General features: G+C 67.1%; 15 protein-coding genes and 1 tRNA gene. 5 read left to right on the top strand and 11 right to left on the bottom strand.

All coding sequences use genetic code 11. From position 1 onward, the window contains the following. Positions 1 to 3 precede the first annotated feature (3 nt). Both prfA and hemA read right to left on the bottom strand, forming a co-directional pair. Positions 4 to 1,092 (bottom strand): peptide chain release factor 1, encoded by a 1,089-nt coding sequence (gene prfA, locus DFR24_RS22615; RefSeq protein WP_133883733.1) that lies wholly within the window; start codon positions 1,090 to 1,092, stop codon positions 4 to 6. 106 nt (positions 1,093 to 1,198) lie between these two features. Next, on the bottom strand, positions 1,199 to 2,461 hold the full coding sequence (hemA, locus tag DFR24_RS22610) for a glutamyl-tRNA reductase (protein ID WP_133883732.1): 1,263 nt from the start codon (positions 2,459 to 2,461) through the stop codon (positions 1,199 to 1,201). 169 nt (positions 2,462 to 2,630) lie between these two features. Here hemA and DFR24_RS22605 point away from each other — a divergent pair, with 169 nt between their 5' ends. From DFR24_RS22605 to DFR24_RS22585, 5 genes are all read left to right on the top strand, one after another. Then, entirely contained in the window at positions 2,631 to 4,358 is a 1,728-nt protein-coding gene (locus DFR24_RS22605; RefSeq protein WP_133883731.1) for a tetratricopeptide repeat protein, read from the top strand. 1 nt (position 4,359) lies between these two features. Beyond that, positions 4,360 to 4,989 (top strand): lipoprotein insertase outer membrane protein LolB, encoded by a 630-nt coding sequence (lolB, locus tag DFR24_RS22600; protein ID WP_133883730.1) that lies wholly within the window; start codon positions 4,360 to 4,362, stop codon positions 4,987 to 4,989. Between the two features lie 45 nt (positions 4,990 to 5,034). Then, a complete protein-coding gene (gene ispE, locus DFR24_RS22595; protein WP_133883729.1) occupies positions 5,035 to 5,907 on the top strand; it encodes a 4-(cytidine 5'-diphospho)-2-C-methyl-D-erythritol kinase in 873 nt (290 codons plus the stop codon). A gap of 41 nt (positions 5,908 to 5,948) precedes the next feature. After that, positions 5,949 to 6,023: transfer RNA gene (locus DFR24_RS22590), tRNA-Gln, on the top strand. A 52-nt stretch (positions 6,024 to 6,075) separates the two neighbouring features. Next, positions 6,076 to 7,029 (top strand): ribose-phosphate diphosphokinase, encoded by a 954-nt coding sequence (locus DFR24_RS22585; RefSeq protein ID WP_133883728.1) that lies wholly within the window; start codon positions 6,076 to 6,078, stop codon positions 7,027 to 7,029. 86 nt (positions 7,030 to 7,115) lie between these two features. Here the strand turns inward: DFR24_RS22585 and der are convergent, their stop codons facing one another. The 9 genes from der to rlmN form a co-directional block, all read right to left on the bottom strand. Then, a complete protein-coding gene (der, locus tag DFR24_RS22580) occupies positions 7,116 to 8,507 on the bottom strand; it encodes a ribosome biogenesis GTPase Der (RefSeq protein WP_133883727.1) in 1,392 nt (463 codons plus the stop codon). Between the two features lie 127 nt (positions 8,508 to 8,634). Continuing rightward, a complete protein-coding gene (gene bamB, locus DFR24_RS22575; RefSeq protein WP_133883726.1) occupies positions 8,635 to 9,798 on the bottom strand; it encodes an outer membrane protein assembly factor BamB in 1,164 nt (387 codons plus the stop codon). After that, positions 9,795 to 10,433, bottom strand: a complete 639-nt coding sequence (locus DFR24_RS22570) for a YfgM family protein (protein ID WP_133883725.1) — start codon at positions 10,431 to 10,433, stop codon at positions 9,795 to 9,797. The genes bamB and DFR24_RS22570 overlap by 4 nt, the downstream gene beginning before the upstream one ends. Before the next feature lie 19 nt (positions 10,434 to 10,452). Then, positions 10,453 to 11,733, bottom strand: a complete 1,281-nt coding sequence (gene hisS, locus DFR24_RS22565; protein ID WP_133883724.1) for a histidine--tRNA ligase — start codon at positions 11,731 to 11,733, stop codon at positions 10,453 to 10,455. Continuing rightward, entirely contained in the window at positions 11,730 to 12,824 is a 1,095-nt protein-coding gene (gene ispG / locus DFR24_RS22560; RefSeq protein WP_133883723.1) for a flavodoxin-dependent (E)-4-hydroxy-3-methylbut-2-enyl-diphosphate synthase, read from the bottom strand. The genes hisS and ispG overlap by 4 nt, the downstream gene beginning before the upstream one ends. 20 nt (positions 12,825 to 12,844) lie before the next feature. Continuing rightward, the gene (locus DFR24_RS22555) at positions 12,845 to 13,780 is read right to left on the bottom strand and encodes a RodZ domain-containing protein (RefSeq protein ID WP_133883722.1); all 936 of its coding nucleotides are present in this window, start codon (positions 13,778 to 13,780) and stop codon (positions 12,845 to 12,847) included. Beyond that, positions 13,777 to 14,559: a type IV pilus biogenesis/stability protein PilW gene (gene pilW / locus DFR24_RS22550; protein WP_133883721.1), complete on the bottom strand. Its 783-nt coding sequence runs from the start codon at positions 14,557 to 14,559 to the stop codon at positions 13,777 to 13,779. The genes DFR24_RS22555 and pilW overlap by 4 nt, the downstream gene beginning before the upstream one ends. Beyond that, positions 14,559 to 14,717, bottom strand: a complete 159-nt coding sequence (locus DFR24_RS24585; protein ID WP_162851384.1) for a hypothetical protein — start codon at positions 14,715 to 14,717, stop codon at positions 14,559 to 14,561. Before DFR24_RS24585 ends, pilW begins: the two co-directional genes overlap by 1 nt. Continuing rightward, positions 14,717 to 15,784, bottom strand: coding sequence for a 23S rRNA (adenine(2503)-C(2))-methyltransferase RlmN (gene rlmN, locus DFR24_RS22545; protein WP_133883861.1), 1,068 nt, complete (start codon positions 15,782 to 15,784; stop codon positions 14,717 to 14,719). The genes DFR24_RS24585 and rlmN overlap by 1 nt, the downstream gene beginning before the upstream one ends. Positions 15,785 to 15,889 lie beyond the last annotated feature (105 nt).

Genomic DNA, 15,889 nt, shown 5'->3' with positions numbered 1-15,889 from the left:
TTTCTAGTTCGCGTCCGCGAGGCTCGCGAGCAGGTCGGCCTGGTACTCGGCCAGCAAGGGCTGGATCACCGGATCGAGGTCGCCCTGGATCACGCGCTCGAGCTGGTAGAGCGTCAGGTTGATGCGATGGTCGGTGACGCGGCCCTGCGGGAAGTTGTAGGTGCGGATGCGCTCGGAACGATCGCCGCTGCCGACCAGCTTCTTGCGCGTCGCCGCCATGTCGCCCTGCTGCTTGCTGCGCTCGGCGTCGAGCAGGCGCGAGGCCAGCAGCGCCATCGCCTTCGCGCGGTTCTTGTGCTGGCTGCGCTCTTCCTGGCATTCGACGACGACGCCGCTCGGCAAGTGCGTGATGCGGATCGCCGACTCGGTCTTGTTGACGTGCTGGCCGCCGGCGCCCGAAGAACGGTAGGTGTCGATCTTCAGATCGGCCGGGTTGATGTCGATGGCCTCGGTCTCGGCGATCTCCGCCAGGATCGCGACCGTCGCGGCGCTGGTGTGGATGCGTCCCTGCGCCTCGGTCTCGGGCACGCGCTGCACGCGGTGCGCGCCCGATTCGAACTTGAGCTGCGAATAGACGCCGAAGCCGACGATGCGCGCGATCACTTCCTTGAAGCCGCCGTGCTCGCCCTCGCTCTCGCTGAGCTTCTCGAGCTGCCAACCGCGCGCCTCGGCGTATTTGCCGTACATGCGGAACAGGTCGCCGGCGAAGATCGCGGCCTCGTCGCCGCCGGTGCCGGCGCGGATTTCGAGGAAGACGTTGTTGCCGTCGAGCGGGTCGCGCGGAACCAGGAATCCCTGGAGGTCTTTCTCCAGCTTCTGTTTGCGCGCTTCGGCCTGCTCGATCTCGCTCTGCGCGATCTCGCGCACTTCGGCGTCCGCATCGCCGAGCATCGGCTCGAGATCGCTGATCTCGATCTGCGCCGCACGCCAGGCCTGGAAGCCTTCGGACAGCGGACCGAGCTGCGCGTATTCCTGCGACAGCCGCCGGAACAGGTCGGCGTTGGACGACACCTGCGGCGTGGCGAGCTCGCCCTCGATCTCCTGACGACGATCGACCATCTGTTCGAGTTTCTGGATCAGGGAGGGAAGCATGGGCAAAGCCGAAGGAGGAACGTGGCGCGCGCGGACGCACGGCCGGGAAAAACGTGCGCGGTGCGCACGCTACGCGAAAGCTAATGCCTTCGGAATCCGCGCCCGCTCACGCCTCGTCGTCCGGCAGGTCGAACAGCTTGCGCGCCGCATTGACGAGCATCGACTGCTCGACGCTGTCCGCACTGCGCAGCCGGTGGCTGGGTGCGTGCAGCAGCTTGTTGCTCAGCGTGTCGGCGACGAAGCCGAGCACTTCCTCCGCCGAGGCGCCGGAGGCCAGCTTGCGCCGCGCCTTGGCCATCACGTCGTCGCGATGCGCTCGCGCCTGCTCGCGCAGGCGGCGGATCACGTGACCGGCGTCGCGGCTTTCGAGCCAGCGCGTGAAATCCTGCGAGTAGGTCTCGACCAGCACTTCGGCCTGCTTGGCTGCTTCCGCGCGCGCCTGCAGGTTGCCGGCGATGACGTTGCGCAGGTCGTCGAGCGTGTAGAGATAGACGTCCTCGAGATCGGCGATCTTCGGGTCGAGGTCGCGCGGCACCGCGAGATCGATCATGAAGACCGGCTTGCGGCGGCGCTTCTTCAGCGCCAGCTTCATCGCCGCCTGCCCGATCACATGCTCGCGGGCCGCGGTCGAGGAAATCACGAGGTCGGCGTCGCCCAGGTAGGCGTTCAGGTCGGACAGCGCGATGGCGTAACCCTGCACCTCGCGGGCGAGCCGCTCGGCCCGCTCGAGGCTGCGATTGGCCACGACGATGCGGCCGATGCCCTGCCCGCGCAGATGGCGCGCGATGAGCTGGATGGTGTCGCCGGCGCCGACCAGCAGCGCCGTCTGCTGCTCGAGGTCCGAAAAGATCTGCCGCGCCATCTGCACTGCGGCGTAGGCCACCGACACCGGATGCGCGCCGACCTGGGTCTGGCTGCGCACGACCTTGGCCACCGCGAACGCATGCTGGAACAGGCGCGACAGCACCGGGCCCAGCGCGCGGGACTCGGTGGCCAGCGCGAAGCTGCCCTTCATCTGGCCCAGGATCTGCGGCTCGCCGACGACCATCGAATCGAGGCCCGAGGCCACGCGCAGGCTGTGCAGCACGGCGCCCTGGTCGCGGTGGGTGTAGACGAACTGCTCGATCAGCCCGGCCGGGGCGTTCAGCTCGCGCCGCCACCATTCGATCAGGACGGGCGCCAGTTCGGGCTCCGACACCACGAGAATCTCGGTGCGGTTGCAGGTGGACAGGATCGCGGCTTCGTCGACACCGGTCATCGCGCGCAGGCGCGACAGTGCGGCCGGCAGTTCGGCATCCGTGAAAGCCAGTCGCTCACGCGCCTCGACAGGCGCGCTGTGATGGCTGAGACCCAAGGTGATGAAGGCCATCGCTATCCTGACGCGGCGCCCGGAGCGGTCGCCGCACATCGGTATCTTCGGCGATCCAGCCGCCTTGCCTCAACCGCAACGCGCCGAAATGCGCTCGATTCGCGGGTCGCCCGATGGAACCGCGTTACCATACGTCGGTCACTAGCCAGTCCCCGTACAGGCTCTCCCCGTGCCCTTTCGCTTTGCAATTTCCCTGCCGCTGGCCCTGTGCCTGGTGCTGTCCCCGGCTTCGTTCGCGGCATCGCCGGTCGCTGCACCGGCTGCCGGCGCTGCCGAGGAAGCGGACGCGCCCAAGCTGACGCGGGAGCAGGAAACACAGGTGCAGTTCAACATCATGGCCGGCGAACTGGCGGCCGGCCGCGGACAGCCTGGCATCGCGGCGCAGGCCTTCCTCAAGGCGCTGGAACTGGCCCCCGACGCGGCGCTGGCCGGTCGGGCGACGCAGCTGGCACTCAGCGCCGGCGACGCCGAGACCGCACGCGCCGCCGCGCGGCGCTGGCTGGAACTCGAACCCAACAGCATGGATGCGCGCGAGGTGCTGTCGCGCCTGGCCTTGCGCGACGACGATCTCGACGAGGTCTACGCGCAGAGCCTGGAGATGATTCGCGGGCACGCCGGCGGACCAGCGGAGGGCTTCCGCCACGTCGCCCTGCTGCTGTCGATGGAGCCGGAAGCCGGGCCGCGGGCGCTGGGCGTCCTCGACCGCCTGGTCGGCGAGTATCCGAAGCTCGCCGGCGCCCACTACGCCCGCTCGCTGGTGGCGTTGCGCTTCGAGCAGTTCGAACTCGCCGAGAAGTCGGCTCGCGAAGCCCTGCGTCTGGATCCGGAATCGCGCGACGACACCTTGCTGCTGATCGGCGTGCTGGTCCGCAAGGACGAGCTGAAGGAAGCCGACACCCTGGTCGCCAAGCTGGTCAAGCAGGCCAAGGGCGAGGAGAAGTCCGAGGTGCGCATGACGTATGCGCGCCTGCTGCTCGATTCCTCGCACCGCGAAGCGGCACGCGGCCAGCTTCGCGAGACGCTCAAGCAGGATCCCAAGAACCAGGACGCCCGCTACGCGCTCGGTGTAATGGCGTTCACCGACGGCGATCTGGAGCAGGCCGAAAGCATGTTCACCCCGCTGCTGGCCGACGCCGAGCGCGGTGGCGACGCCGCCTACCAGCTGGGCCGGGTCGCCGAATCGCGCAAGCAGTACGAGAAGGCGCTGGAACTCTACCGCCGCGTGAACTCGGGCGGTCAGGCCATCGAGGCCGCGGTGCGGCAGGCGGCCGTCATGACGCACATGGGCAAGGTCGCCGAAGGGCGCGAGCTGCTCGACCAGTTGCGCCGCCAGTTCCCGCCCCTGGGTCCGCGCCTGACCTTGGCCGAGGCGGAGATGCTGATGGATGCCGGCCTCAACGCCGACGCGCTGGCGGTCTACGACGAGGCGCTCAAGTCCAATCCGAACGACACCGGGCTGCTCTACGGCCGCTCGCTGGTGCACGAGAAGATGGGCAAGTTCCCGCAGGCCGAAGCCGACCTTCGCAGCATCCTGGCGACCAACCAGGAGGACGCGCGCGCGATGAATGCGCTCGGCTACATGCTCGCCGTCAACACCGATCGCTTCGAGGAAGCACGAAAGCTGATCGCGGCCGCGCTGCAGCGCTCGCCTGATGATCCGGCCGTCATCGACAGCATGGGCTGGGTCCTCTACAAGCTGGGCCAGCTCGAGGAGTCGCGCGGATACCTGGAGAAGGCGCTGGCCAAGGCTGCGGATCCCGAGATCTCCGCGCACCTGGGCGAAGTGCTGTGGGCCCTTGGCCAGCGCGAACAGGCGCACGCCGTCTGGGACAAGGCGCTGACGCGCGATCCAGGACATCGTGTGCTGCTCGACACCGTCGAGCGGCTGACGCGCTGAGATGCGGCTGATCCTGATCGCCGCGCTGATCGCGGCCTTGTCCGGCTGCGCCCTGCTGCGGCCCAAGACCGAAGGCACGCCGGCCGATGTCGCGCAGTCGGCCGCCTGGCAGCAGCGCATCGCGCTGCTCTCGCCAATCGATCGTTTCGTGCTGCAGGGCCGCGTCGCCAGCGGCGCGCTCGGCTTCAAGGCCGACCTGCGCTGGAAACAGCATCCGGCCGGGCGTTTCGAGATGCGCGTGGCCGGACCTTTCGGTGCGCGCGCAGCGGAACTCGCAGGCGACACGCAGGAGGTGCGCGTGCGCACCGGCGACGATGCGACGACGGTCACGACCGACCCGGAAGCCTGGCTCGAGAAAGCGCTCGGCGTGCGCCTGCCCGTCAGTGGGCTACGCTGGTGGGCGCTGGGCCTGCCGGCGCCGGAATCGCACAGCGACGTGCTGATCGACCCCGCCAGCGGCCGCGCGCTGCGGATCGTCCAGAACGGATGGGAGCTGGACTACGTCGAGTATCGTGTGGCCGATTCGCTTGACCTGCCGCGCCGCATCGAGGCGCGCAACGGCGATACGCGCGTGCTGGTGCTGGCCGACCAGTGGAGCCAGTTGCCGCCGTTGATGAACCCTGCACCCTGATCTGCTTCGTCCTTCGACACCCGATCCTTTCTTCGCATTTCGCAGATGCCCCGCCTCATTTCCGACGTTCCGTTGACCGCAGAATTTCCCTGGCCCGCACCGGCCAAGATCAACCTGTTCCTGCACGTCATCGGCCGTCGCGCCGATGGGATGCACGAGCTGCAGACGGTGTTCCAGTTTCTGGACCACGGCGACACGCTGTTCTTCCGCCCGCGCGGCGATGGCGTGTGCCAGCGCGAGAACGCGATCGAAGGCGTCGAGCCGGATCAGGACCTCGCCGTTCGCGCGGCGCGCCTGCTGAGCCAGGCCAGCGGCTGCGGCCTGGGCGCCGACATCCGCGTCGGCAAGCGCTTGCCGATCGGCGGCGGCCTGGGCGGCGGTTCGAGCAATGCGGCGACGACGCTGGTCGCGCTCAACAGGTTGTGGAATCTGGGCTTCACGCGCGACGAACTGGCAGCGCTGGGCCTGAAGCTCGGCGCCGACGTGCCAGTCTTCATCCACGGCCAGGCCAGCTTCGCGGAAGGTGTCGGCGAGCGCCTGAGCTCGCTGGAATTGCCCGAGCCCTGGTACCTGGTCGTGACGCCGCCGCTGGCGATCAGCACCCGCGAGATCTTCGAGGCGCCCGAACTGCGGCGCGACACGCCGCGCATCACCTCGCGCCAGTTCCGCGCAGGTTCGGTGACGCGCAACGATTGCGAGCCGGTGACGCGTCAGCGCTATCCGCTGGTCGACGAGGCGCTGCGGGCACTGGGCCGCTTTGCGCCGCCGCGCATGTCGGGTACCGGCAGTTCGGTGTTCGCGGCGTTCGCATCGCGCCCGGAGGCGCTGATGGCGCGTTCGGCGATGCCGAAGGGCTGGAGCAGCTTCATCGCGCGTGGATTGAACGAATCGCCGCTCGCGCGACTGCGTGCCGGCTAAAGAATGCGATCGCGACCGCTATAATTTGCGTGCTTTCCTGGTGGGGAGTAGCCAAGTGGTAAGGCAGCGGGTTTTGATCCCGTCATTCCCAGGTTCGAATCCTGGCTCCCCAGCCACCCCCATCATCACTTTCAACCGTGGCCTGTCGGCCCCGTAAAAGAACTCGCCATGGCTGAATCTTCCCTGATGCTGTTCACAGGCAACGCCAATCCCCAGCTGGCGCAGGAAATCGCCAACTACATGAAGGTCTCGCTGGGCAAGGCCATGCTCGGCCGGTTCTCCGACGGCGAGGTGCAGATCGAGATCCTCGAGAACGTCCGCGGCAAGGACGTGTTCGTGATCCAGCCGACCTGCGCGCCGACCAACGACAACTTCATGGAGCTGATCATGATGCTCGACGCGCTCAAGCGCGCGAGCGCTCAGCGCATCACGGCGGTCGTGCCCTACTTCGGCTATGCGCGCCAGGATCGCCGCCCGCGCAGCGCGCGCGTGCCGATCAGCGCGAAGGTCTGCGCCGACATGATCGGCGAGTGCGGCGCCGATCGTGTGCTCACGGTCGACCTGCACGCCGATCAGATCCAGGGCTTCTTCGATATCCCCGTGGACAACGTCTACGCCAGCCCCGTGCTGCTCGGCGACATCTGGCGCCAGACGTACGAGAACCTGATCGTCGTCAGCCCCGACGTCGGTGGCGTGGTGCGCGCGCGCGCGGTGGCCAAGCGCCTCGACGATGCCGATCTCGCCATCATCGACAAGCGCCGTCCGCGTCCCAATGAAGCCAAGGTGATGAATATCATCGGCGACGTGCGCGGCAAGACCTGCGTGCTGGTGGACGACCTCGTCGACACGGCGGGCACGCTCGGCCAGGCAGCCGGCGCGTTGAAAGACGCAGGCGCGATCAAGGTCGTCGCCTATGTCACGCACCCGGTGCTCTCGGGCCCTGCGGTGAGCAACATCATGAATTCGCGCCTCGACCAACTCGTGGTCACCGACACGATTCCGCTGTCGCCGGCCGCCGCCGCCTGCCCGAAGATCCGTCAGCTCTCGATCGGCGGACTGCTGGCCGAGACGATCCGCCGTGTCAGCGCCGAAGAGTCGGTGAGCTCGCTGTACATCGATTGATATCGATTGATTCGTAGCCCGGGTAAAACCCGGGGTTGCGCTCAGTATTCGAAGAAAACCCCCGGGTTTCACCCGGGCTACGCCGCTCAGCGCCAGCGATCCACCGTGCGCTGCTTCTTCTTGATCTGCCGCGGCGTGAGCTGGTTCTTCTTGTCCTTGAACGGGTTGTCGCCGGTCTTGAACGACACCTGCAACGGCACGCCTTTCAGCTTGAACGCCGCGCGGAATTCGTTGATCAGGTAGCGGCGGTACGCGACCGGCAGCTTCTCGGTCTGGTTGCCGTGGATCAGGATCTTCGGCGGATTGCGGCCCGCCTGGTGCGCATAGCGCAGCTTGATGCGCCGTCCGAGCACGGCGGGCGGGCTATGCGCCTCCACCGAACGCTCGAGGATGCGCGTGAGTTCCGGCGTCGGCATCTCAATGACCGCACCCTCGAAGGCGCGCTGCACGTCGATCATCAGTTCGCCCAGACCCGAACCGTGCTTGGCCGCGATGTAATGCGTCGGCACGTAATCCAGGTACGGCATCTTCAACGTCACCTGGTAGCGCACCTGCTCGCGCTGGTCTCCCTTCAGGTGATCCCACTTGTTCACCGCCAGCACCATCGCGCGGCCGCGTTCGGCGACCAGGCCCATCAGTCGCGCGTCCTGCTCGCCGATGTCGTGCTGCGCATCGACGACGACGATCACGACGTGCGCCTGTTCGACGGCCTGCAGCGTCTTGATGACGGAAAACTTCTCGATGGCCTCTTCGATCTTGCCGCGACGGCGTACGCCGGCGGTGTCGATCAGCACGAACGGACGGCCCTCGTATTCGAACGGCACGCGGATGGCGTCGCGCGTGGTGCCCGGCTGGTCGGCCGCCACGACGCGCTCTTCGCCGATCAGGCGATTGACCAAGGTGGACTTGCCGACGTTGGGTCGGCCGACCACGCACACCCGGACCTCGTTGTCGTCCAGCGAGGGCTCGAGGTTGGGCGGCAGGTGCTCGAGCAGGCTGTTCATCAGCGCGGCGACGCCGTCGCCGTGCTGCGCGGAGATCGCGCGCGGCTCGCCGAGTCCGAGCGCGTAGAAATCACCGGCTGCCTCGGACTTGTTGAGTCCCTCGGCCTTGTTCACCAGCAGGTGGATCGGCTTGCCGGTCTTGCGCAGCAGCTTGGCGATCTCGGCATCGGAGCCGTGCCGGCCCGAATGCACATCGGTCAGGAAGAAGATCTGGTCGGCATCTTCCAGCGCGACCTGCGCCTGGTCCTCGGCGAGCGCGGCCAGCGGGTCGGCCGACTCGGGCATCAGCCCGCCGGTGTCGACGACCACGAAGCGACGGTCCGCGAAGATGCCGAAACCGTACTGCCGGTCACGGGTCAGGCCGGGGAAGTCCGCCACCAGCGCATCGCGCGTCCCGGTGAGGCGGTTGAACAGCGTGGATTTGCCGACGTTGGGCCGCCCCACGAGGACGAAGACTGGGAGGCCGCCTTGCATGATTCGATGCCTACTGGGTGCAACGGAAGAGTCGCGCGATGCGTACGCATGCGCGACCGGGGTTCATTGCCGCATCCCGAAGCGGCACCGCGATGACGGGTGGCTCGCTCGGGATGGGCATGTTTCGCTAGTGCTTGGGCTTGCGCGACTCGATGGCCGCGATTCGACCCATCGTGTTCATCACGTAGAGCTTGTCGTCGCCGGAGACCGGGGCCTGGACGATCGGATCGGAACCGACCTTCACGCGCGCAACGAACGCACCGGTCGACGGATCCAGCCAGTGCAGGTAACCCTCGAGATCACCCACCACCACGTAGCCGCCGAAGTAGGCCGGTGCCGACAGACGCCGATAGGCCAGGCCTTCCTGCTTCCACGCGGCAGCGCCGGTGCGCAGGTCCAGGCCCCAGACCGTGCCGACGTCGTCGGTGACGAACAGGCGGTCCTCGGACGCGGCCATGCCGGTATAGCTGCGGATGGAACGGCGCCACAGCGCCTCGCCGGACTCGGCTTCCAGGCAGGCGATTTCACCGCCGAAGCTGGCCGCGATGATGCAATCGGGGCCGTCGAGCAGATCGGCGTCGACGTCCGTGAGGCGTTCGAGTTCGGTACGGCCGCTGGGCACGCTGACGGCCTGCTCCCAGACCGGCTGCCCGTCGTTCATCCGCAGGCTGGCCACGCGGCCGTTGTCCATGCCGATGTAGGCGCGATCGCCGATCAGCAGCGGCGCCGAGCTGCCGCGCAGCACGAGGTTGGGTACGTCGCGATCGAACGTCCACAGGCGCTCGCCCGCAGCGGCGCTCAGCCCGTGCACGCGTCCGTCCACGCTGCGCGCAATGACCAGGTCACCCTCACCCGCCGGCGAACCGATCACTTCGCTCGACGTCTTGCTGCGCCACATCTCGGTGCCGTCCGCGCGCTTGAGCGCGATGACTTCGGCGTCCAGCGTGCCGACGGTGATCTGGTCACCCGAGACGCTGGGGCCGGAGATCACGCGCGCACCCGTCTGCGTCTTCCACAGCAGCTTGCCCTTGTCGCGCGAGTAGGCGTACACGCCGCCGCTGACGTCCGCGGTGTAGAGCGCGTCCGGCTGCAGGTTCAGGCGCAGGCCCGAAACGCGGCCGCCGCTGCCGTCTCCGGCATGAGCGCTCCAGACCGAGACCGGCTTGATCTGGGGATTCTTGATCTCCGTCAGCGGGGTCGGCTCGCGCACCGTGCTCTTGCCGCCGCAGGCCGCAAGCAGCAGGGCAATTGCCGCCAAGGCCAGGTTTCGGGTCATCGGGGAGGTCTTCATGAGGGGTTGACCTCGGCGAGGTCATCCAGTTTCTGCTGCAGCAAAGTTTTGTTCGTGGCACCGCTCTCGGCCGCCGCCAGCGCCTTCTCGTACGCGCTGCGGGCCGCCTTGCGATCGCCCTTGGCGAGCTGGATGTCGCCGCGCAGTTCCTCGGCCAGGCTGGAGAAGCTGCCGGCCTCGTCGCCGAGCGCCTTCATCGCATCGTCCGGCTTGCCCTGGGCGAGCAGTACGCGCGCATGCCGCAGGCGCGCGACCTGCACCAGGCCATCGTCGGAAGAATGCTCGACCACCCAGGCCAGATTCGCCGAGGCTTCGTCGTATTTCGCCGCCTGGACTTCGCGCTGCGCCGCGGTCAGTGCCGCTGCGGCCGCATACGGCGTGTGCGAGAAGTCGGCCTTGAGCGTGGCGACGATCTTGTCGGCGTCCTCGGTCTTGGAAGCCTCGAGGTTCTTCTTGAGCTCCTCGAACATCTGCGAGGCCGCTTCGGCACGGCCGTCGCGCCAGTGCTTGTAGCCCTCCCAGCCGCCGATCGCACCGAAGCCGATCACCAGTCCGGCAACCAGGCCGACCCAGTTGTCCTTCCACCACGTCTTGAGCTTTTCGAGGTCTTCCTCGTCATCCAGATGAGTTGCCACGATCAGGCCTTGTCGTTCTCTATGCGTGTTTGGAGGGGAAAAGACCCGACAGCGCTGAAGCCAGCTCCGAACGGGTCACGGTCGCCTGCGGGCGATCTTCTCTGAGGAATTTTACTTGAACGACGCCTGCCGCCGCTTCGTCATCGCCGATGACCAGCGCCACACGGGCCCCGGACTTGTCTGCGCGCTTGAACTGGGCAGCCGGTTTTCCGCCGCCGGCGTTGAGCGCGACCCGGGCCTTGGGGCCCAGAAGATCGCGCACCTGTTCGGCCACGGCCAGCCCCAGACGCTCGCCCTGGGCGCCGAAACGGCAGATGTAGACATCAGCCTCGGCGGGCAATGCGGCGGTCTGGGCCTTCTGCAGCAGCAGGATCAGCCGCTCGACACCAGCCGCCCAACCCACCGCCGGCGTCGGCGAGCCGCCGAGCTGCTCGACGAGGCCGTCATAACGGCCGCCCGCGCAGATCGTGCCCTGCGCGCCCAGTTCGGTGGTGATCCACTCGAACACGCCCTTGGTGTAGTAATCGAGACCACGAACCAGCCGCGGGTTCACGTGGTGCTCGATGCCCAGGTCCGTCAGGCCCTGGCGCAGCCCGTCGAGGTGGGCGGCCGATTCCGGATCGAGGAAATCCAGGATGCTTGGCGCATCTTTGACGATGGCCTGCGTGGTCGGCACCTTGGAGTCGAGCACGCGCAGCGGATTGGTCAGCAGGCGCTTCTTCGAGTCCTCGTCCAGGCTGGACTCGTGCTGCTGCAGGAATTCGATCAGCGCCGCGCGATAGCGGCTGCGTGTATCCGGTCCGCCGAGCGAATTGAGTTCCAGCCGCAGGTTCTGGAAGCCGAGCGCTTTCCACAGCCGCGCGGTCATCGCGATCATTTCGACGTCGACGTCCGGGCCCGGAATGCCGTAGGCCTCGACGTCGAGCTGGTGGAACTGCCGATAGCGTCCGGCCTGCGGCCGCTCGTAGCGGAACACCGGGCCGGCGCACCACAGGCGCTGCTGCTGATTGTGGAACAGCCCGTGCTCGATGCCAGCGCGCACCAGGCCCGCCGTGAACTCCGGACGCAGCGCGACGTGCTCGCCGCCGCGGTCCTCGAACGCGTACATCTCCTTTTCGACGACGTCGGTGACTTCGCCGACCGCGCGCTTGAACAGCGCAGTGGACTCGACCACCGGGATGCGTACTTCGCGATAGGCGTAGGCCTCGAACAGGCTGCGCGCCGTGTCGAACAGGTACTGCCAAAGCGCCGAGTCGGCGGGCAGCACATCGTTGAAACCGCGGATGCTCTGGATCTTCACGCCTTGGCTTCCGCTGTTTTCGCGAGTCGTTCGCGCACGAGTTTCTCGAGCACGTCGACCAGCTGGTCGTTGTGTGCCTTGTGCGCGATCTGGCCGTCCACGTAGATCGAATTCGGATAACCGCCGGCCACGCCGATGGCAGCTTCGCGCGATTCGCCGGGACCGTTGACGACGCAGCCGATGACCGCGAGGTTGATCGGCTCCTCGATGCCTTCGAAGCGCGATTCGAGTTCGTTGACGACCTTGATCACGTCGAAGTTCTGCCGCGAGCAGCTCGGGCAGGCCACGAGGTTGATGCCGCGCGAGCGCAGGTGCAGCGACTTGAGGATGTCCCAGCCGACCTTCACTTCCTCGACCGGATCGGCGGCGAGCGAGACGCGGATGGTGTCGCCGATGCCATCGGCCAGGATCATCCCGAGACCGATCGACGACTTCACGGCGCCGGCGCGCAGGCCGCCCGCCTCGGTGATACCCAGATGCAGCGGCTGGTCGATGAGCTTGGCCAGCTTGCGATAGGCGTGGACGGTCATGAAGACCTCGCTGGCCTTCAGCGATACCTTGAAGTCCTCGAAGTTGTGGCGCTTCAGGATCTCGACATGCCGCAGCGCGGACTCGACGAGCGCGTCCGGCGTGGGCTCGCCGTACTTTTCCTGCAGGTCGCCTTCCAGCGAACCGGCGTTGACGCCGATCCGGATCGGCACGCCGTGATGGCGCGCGCAGGCGATGACTTCCGCGATCTTGCGATCGCTGCCGATGTTGCCCGGGTTGATGCGCAGACAGTCCGCGCCCATCTCGGCGGCCTTGAGGGCGCACTTGTAGTTGAAGTGGATGTCCGCGATCAGCGGCACGTAGCCGACTTCCTTCTTGATCTTGCCGAAGGCTTCGGCCGCCGCGATCGTCGGCACCGAGACACGCACCATGTCGGCGCCGGCCTTCATCGCCGCGCGGATCTGCGCGACGGTCGCCTCGACGTTCTCGGTGTCGGTGTTGGTCATCGTCTGCACCGAGATCGGCGCATCGCCACCCACCAGCACGCGCCCGACCTTGATCTGGCGCGACTTGCGCCGCTCGATCACATGGTGGGCTTTCATCGCCATCGCGTCGGTCTGCTTCAGTTCGCGCCAGCGGCGGGAATCGAGAATCGCGCCGTGGAATTGCTCTTCACGTAGGCCTTGAGATCGATCGGCTGGCCGCCGAACGTGACTCTCACGCCGGGCGCGTTGCCCAGGAACAGCGAGTACGGCGGCTTGCCGTCGAGCGTCTGCTTTTCGCCCGCGGAGATCACGCCCGACAGCAGCGATTTGCCGCTCGCGTCCTCGACCCTGGCCCAGGAAATCGCGTCGAACTCGAGCACCAGCTGCGTGCCCACCGGGGTGGGTGCCGCCGCAGGCGCGGGTGCGACCGGCTCAATCGTGGCGACGGCCGGAGCAGTGCCGGCGGCGGCCGGATCGGCGGGAGCCGCAGTAGCCGCGGGATCCGACGGCGGCGCAGCGGCATTCGTCGACATGCTCGGCACGGCCGTATCGGGCGGCAGCGGCGGATCGAGAATCGTCGGATCGCTGATCGCGCCGGTCTCTGCATCGGTGCCGGGTTCGATCATCTGAACCGTCGCCGGGGCCGTCGTGGGCGTCGAGGCCTGACGCACCATCCAGAGCACCGAGATGATCACGATCGCGGCGAGCGGCGCGAAGATCGGCAGGCGCGACGATACGCGCGGCGAGGAACCCAGGTCGCCACCCGAGGCCAGGCGCAGACGCTGCGGCGGGACCTTCGGGGGCGGTGTGTACAGCCGATCGTAAGCGTCGATCAGCGGCTGCTCCGGGATCTCGAGGATGCGCGCGCACTTGCGGAAATAGCCGCGCACGTAGACCGGTTCGAGCAACTGGTCGAACGCATCGCTCTCCATCGACTCGAGCGTCTGTTTGGTCAGGCGCGTGCCCGAAGCCAGCTCCTCGATCGACAGGCCTGCGCGGATGCGGGCGGCGCGGATCGTCGCGCCCGGGCTGCCGTGAACGGCGGGATCTGGAGTGACGTGTTCGGCATTCATGAGGCGGACGGACTCAACGTGCTCAGACTTTCTTCGGAATCGGGAAATTCGATGCGCAGCCGGCGCTGGTAAGCCGCCGCCGCACCCTTGTCTCCCAGCGCGTATTCGATTCTGGCGCCCATCCACAGCGTCGCGGCCGTGGCTTCGCCGACTTTCTCGTAGCGTTGCAGGAATACGCGCGCACGCGCGTAGTCCCTCTTCTCAAGCAGGATCGAGGCCATCTGCTGCAGCGCATCGGGAAGGTCCGGACGGCGCGCGAGTGCCTCGCGGTAATACCCTTCCGCCTTGTTCAGATCGGGAATGCGCTGCGCACAGGCGCCGAGATTCGCGTAGGCCCGCTCGGGCTCGCGATACGTGATCGACTTCGCCGCCTGCAGCATCTGCTTCTCGGCTTCCTTGTAGCGCTTGATCGAGCACAGGAAGGCGCCGTAGTTGTTGCGCGTCATCGGATCGTCCGACTGAAGCTGCAACGCGCGCTCGTAATGCACCTGGGCTTTCTCGTTGTCGTGGCGCTGCGCGTAGACGAACGCGATGCCGGAATGCGCCGGAGCGTAGTTGGCGTCCTGTCCGATGGCACGCGAGAACTTGTCGAGCGCCACGTCATAGTTGCCGTCGCGGGCGTAGGTCACGCCCAGATCCGTGTTCACACGGGCGGCCTCGCGCATGTCCGGTGCGGCACGTGGCGCAGGCGCTTCCTTCTTGATCGTCCCGCCGGTCGAATTCACCGTAACGCAACCCGCCGACATCACGAGCGCGAGCGCGACCAGCGTGTTGCGCATCACGCTGCCCTCACCGGGATGTCGCCGAGGCGGCGCTTCTGCTTGTTGAGCACCTTGCCCACGAGCTGGCCGCAGGACCCGGCGCGAGCTTCCGACGAGGGGCCCCACGCGGCTTCATGCGTGGGGATCGGAGCAAGGCGAGCGACGCGTGCGGCCATCAGCCTGCCCTCACCGGAATGTCGCCCAGGCGGCGTTTCTGCTTGTTCAGCACCTTGCCCACAAGCTGGCCGCATGCGGCGTCGATGTCGTCGCCACGCGTCTTGCGCGTCGTGGCGATGATGTTCTTGGCGCGCAGGATGTTGGCGAAGGCCTCGATCGCCTCCGGACGGCTGCGCTTGAAGCGCGTCTCCGGAAACGGATTGAACGGAATCAGGTTGACCTTGGCCGGCATGCCGTTGAGCAGCTTGGCGAGGTCACGCGCCAGCGCCGGCGAGTCGTTGACGCCATCGAGCATCACGTACTCGTAGACGATGTGCATCTTGTGGTCGCGCTGCGCGGTGTAGCGTCGGCAGGCGTCCATCAGTTCGGCAACGGGATACTTCTTGTTGATCGGCACCAGCACGTTGCGCAGATCGTCGTTCGGCGCGTGCAGCGATACCGCCAGCGCCGTATCGACGTCCTCGCGCAGGCGATCGATGAAAGGCACGAGGCCCGACGTCGAAACCGTGACGCGGCGCTTGGAGAGTCCGAAGCCGAAGTCGTCCTGCAGGATCTTCACCGCGGGCAGCACCGCGTTGTAGTTGGCCAGCGGCTCGCCCATGCCCATGAAGACGACGTTCGAGATGACACGCTCGTTCTGGAAATCGCCGCCGAGCGCCTTGGCCGCGAACCACACCTGCGCCACGATCTCCGCGGTATCCAGGTTGCGATTCAGGCCCTGCTGCGCGGTGGAGCAGAAGGCGCAATCCATCGCGCAGCCGACCTGGGACGAGATGCACAGCGTCCCGCGGTCCTTTTCAGGAATGAACACGGTCTCGATCGCCTGACCCCCGCCGACCTTGAGCACCCACTTGCGGGTGCCGTCGATCGACTTCTGCTCGGTGAGCAGCTCCGGCGGACGCACGACGAAGCTCGATTCGAGCCGCGCACGCAGGTCCTTGGAGATGTTGGTCATGCCACCGAAGTCGTCGACTCCGCGGCGGTAGATCCACTGCATGATCTGATCGGCGCGGAACGGCTTCTCGCCGATCGACGCGAACTCCGCCCGCAGGCGCTCGCGATCCATGCCGAACAGGTTCCTGAAACGGCCGGCGGTTGCCGCTGCCGGCCGGGCTTCGCTCGCGACGGCGTTCGCCCCCTCGGGGACGTCGCTCGGCGTTTCGGTCGGCCC

The sequence above is a fragment of the Panacagrimonas perspica genome, from assembly GCF_004364935.1.
In the GTDB taxonomy this organism is placed as follows: Bacteria; Pseudomonadota; Gammaproteobacteria; order Nevskiales; family Nevskiaceae; genus Panacagrimonas; species Panacagrimonas perspica.
Note: the sequence above shows the minus strand (reverse complement) of the source record. Positions and strands in the feature narration are given on the sequence as shown.

What these genes read in the sequence shown, in the direction of transcription:
- prfA (WP_133883733.1), bottom strand. Translation starts at nt 1,092, where the DNA reads ATGCTTCCCTCCCTGATCCAGAAACTCGAACAGATGGTCGATCGTCGT.
- hemA (WP_133883732.1), bottom strand. Translation starts at nt 2,461, where the DNA reads ATGGCCTTCATCACCTTGGGTCTCAGCCATCACAGCGCGCCTGTCGAG.
- lolB (WP_133883730.1), top strand. Translation starts at nt 4,360, where the DNA reads ATGCGGCTGATCCTGATCGCCGCGCTGATCGCGGCCTTGTCCGGCTGC.
- ispE (WP_133883729.1), top strand. Translation starts at nt 5,035, where the DNA reads ATGCCCCGCCTCATTTCCGACGTTCCGTTGACCGCAGAATTTCCCTGG.
- DFR24_RS22585 (WP_133883728.1), top strand. Translation starts at nt 6,076, where the DNA reads ATGGCTGAATCTTCCCTGATGCTGTTCACAGGCAACGCCAATCCCCAG.
- der (WP_133883727.1), bottom strand. Translation starts at nt 8,507, where the DNA reads ATGCAAGGCGGCCTCCCAGTCTTCGTCCTCGTGGGGCGGCCCAACGTC.
- bamB (WP_133883726.1), bottom strand. Translation starts at nt 9,798, where the DNA reads ATGAAGACCTCCCCGATGACCCGAAACCTGGCCTTGGCGGCAATTGCC.
- ispG (WP_133883723.1), bottom strand. Translation starts at nt 12,824, where the DNA reads ATGAAAGCCCACCATGTGATCGAGCGGCGCAAGTCGCGCCAGATCAAG.
- DFR24_RS22555 (WP_133883722.1), bottom strand. Translation starts at nt 13,780, where the DNA reads ATGAATGCCGAACACGTCACTCCAGATCCCGCCGTTCACGGCAGCCCG.
- pilW (WP_133883721.1), bottom strand. Translation starts at nt 14,559, where the DNA reads ATGCGCAACACGCTGGTCGCGCTCGCGCTCGTGATGTCGGCGGGTTGC.
- DFR24_RS24585 (WP_162851384.1), bottom strand. Translation starts at nt 14,717, where the DNA reads ATGGCCGCACGCGTCGCTCGCCTTGCTCCGATCCCCACGCATGAAGCC.
- rlmN (WP_133883861.1), bottom strand. Translation starts at nt 15,784, where the DNA reads ATGGATCGCGAGCGCCTGCGGGCGGAGTTCGCGTCGATCGGCGAGAAG.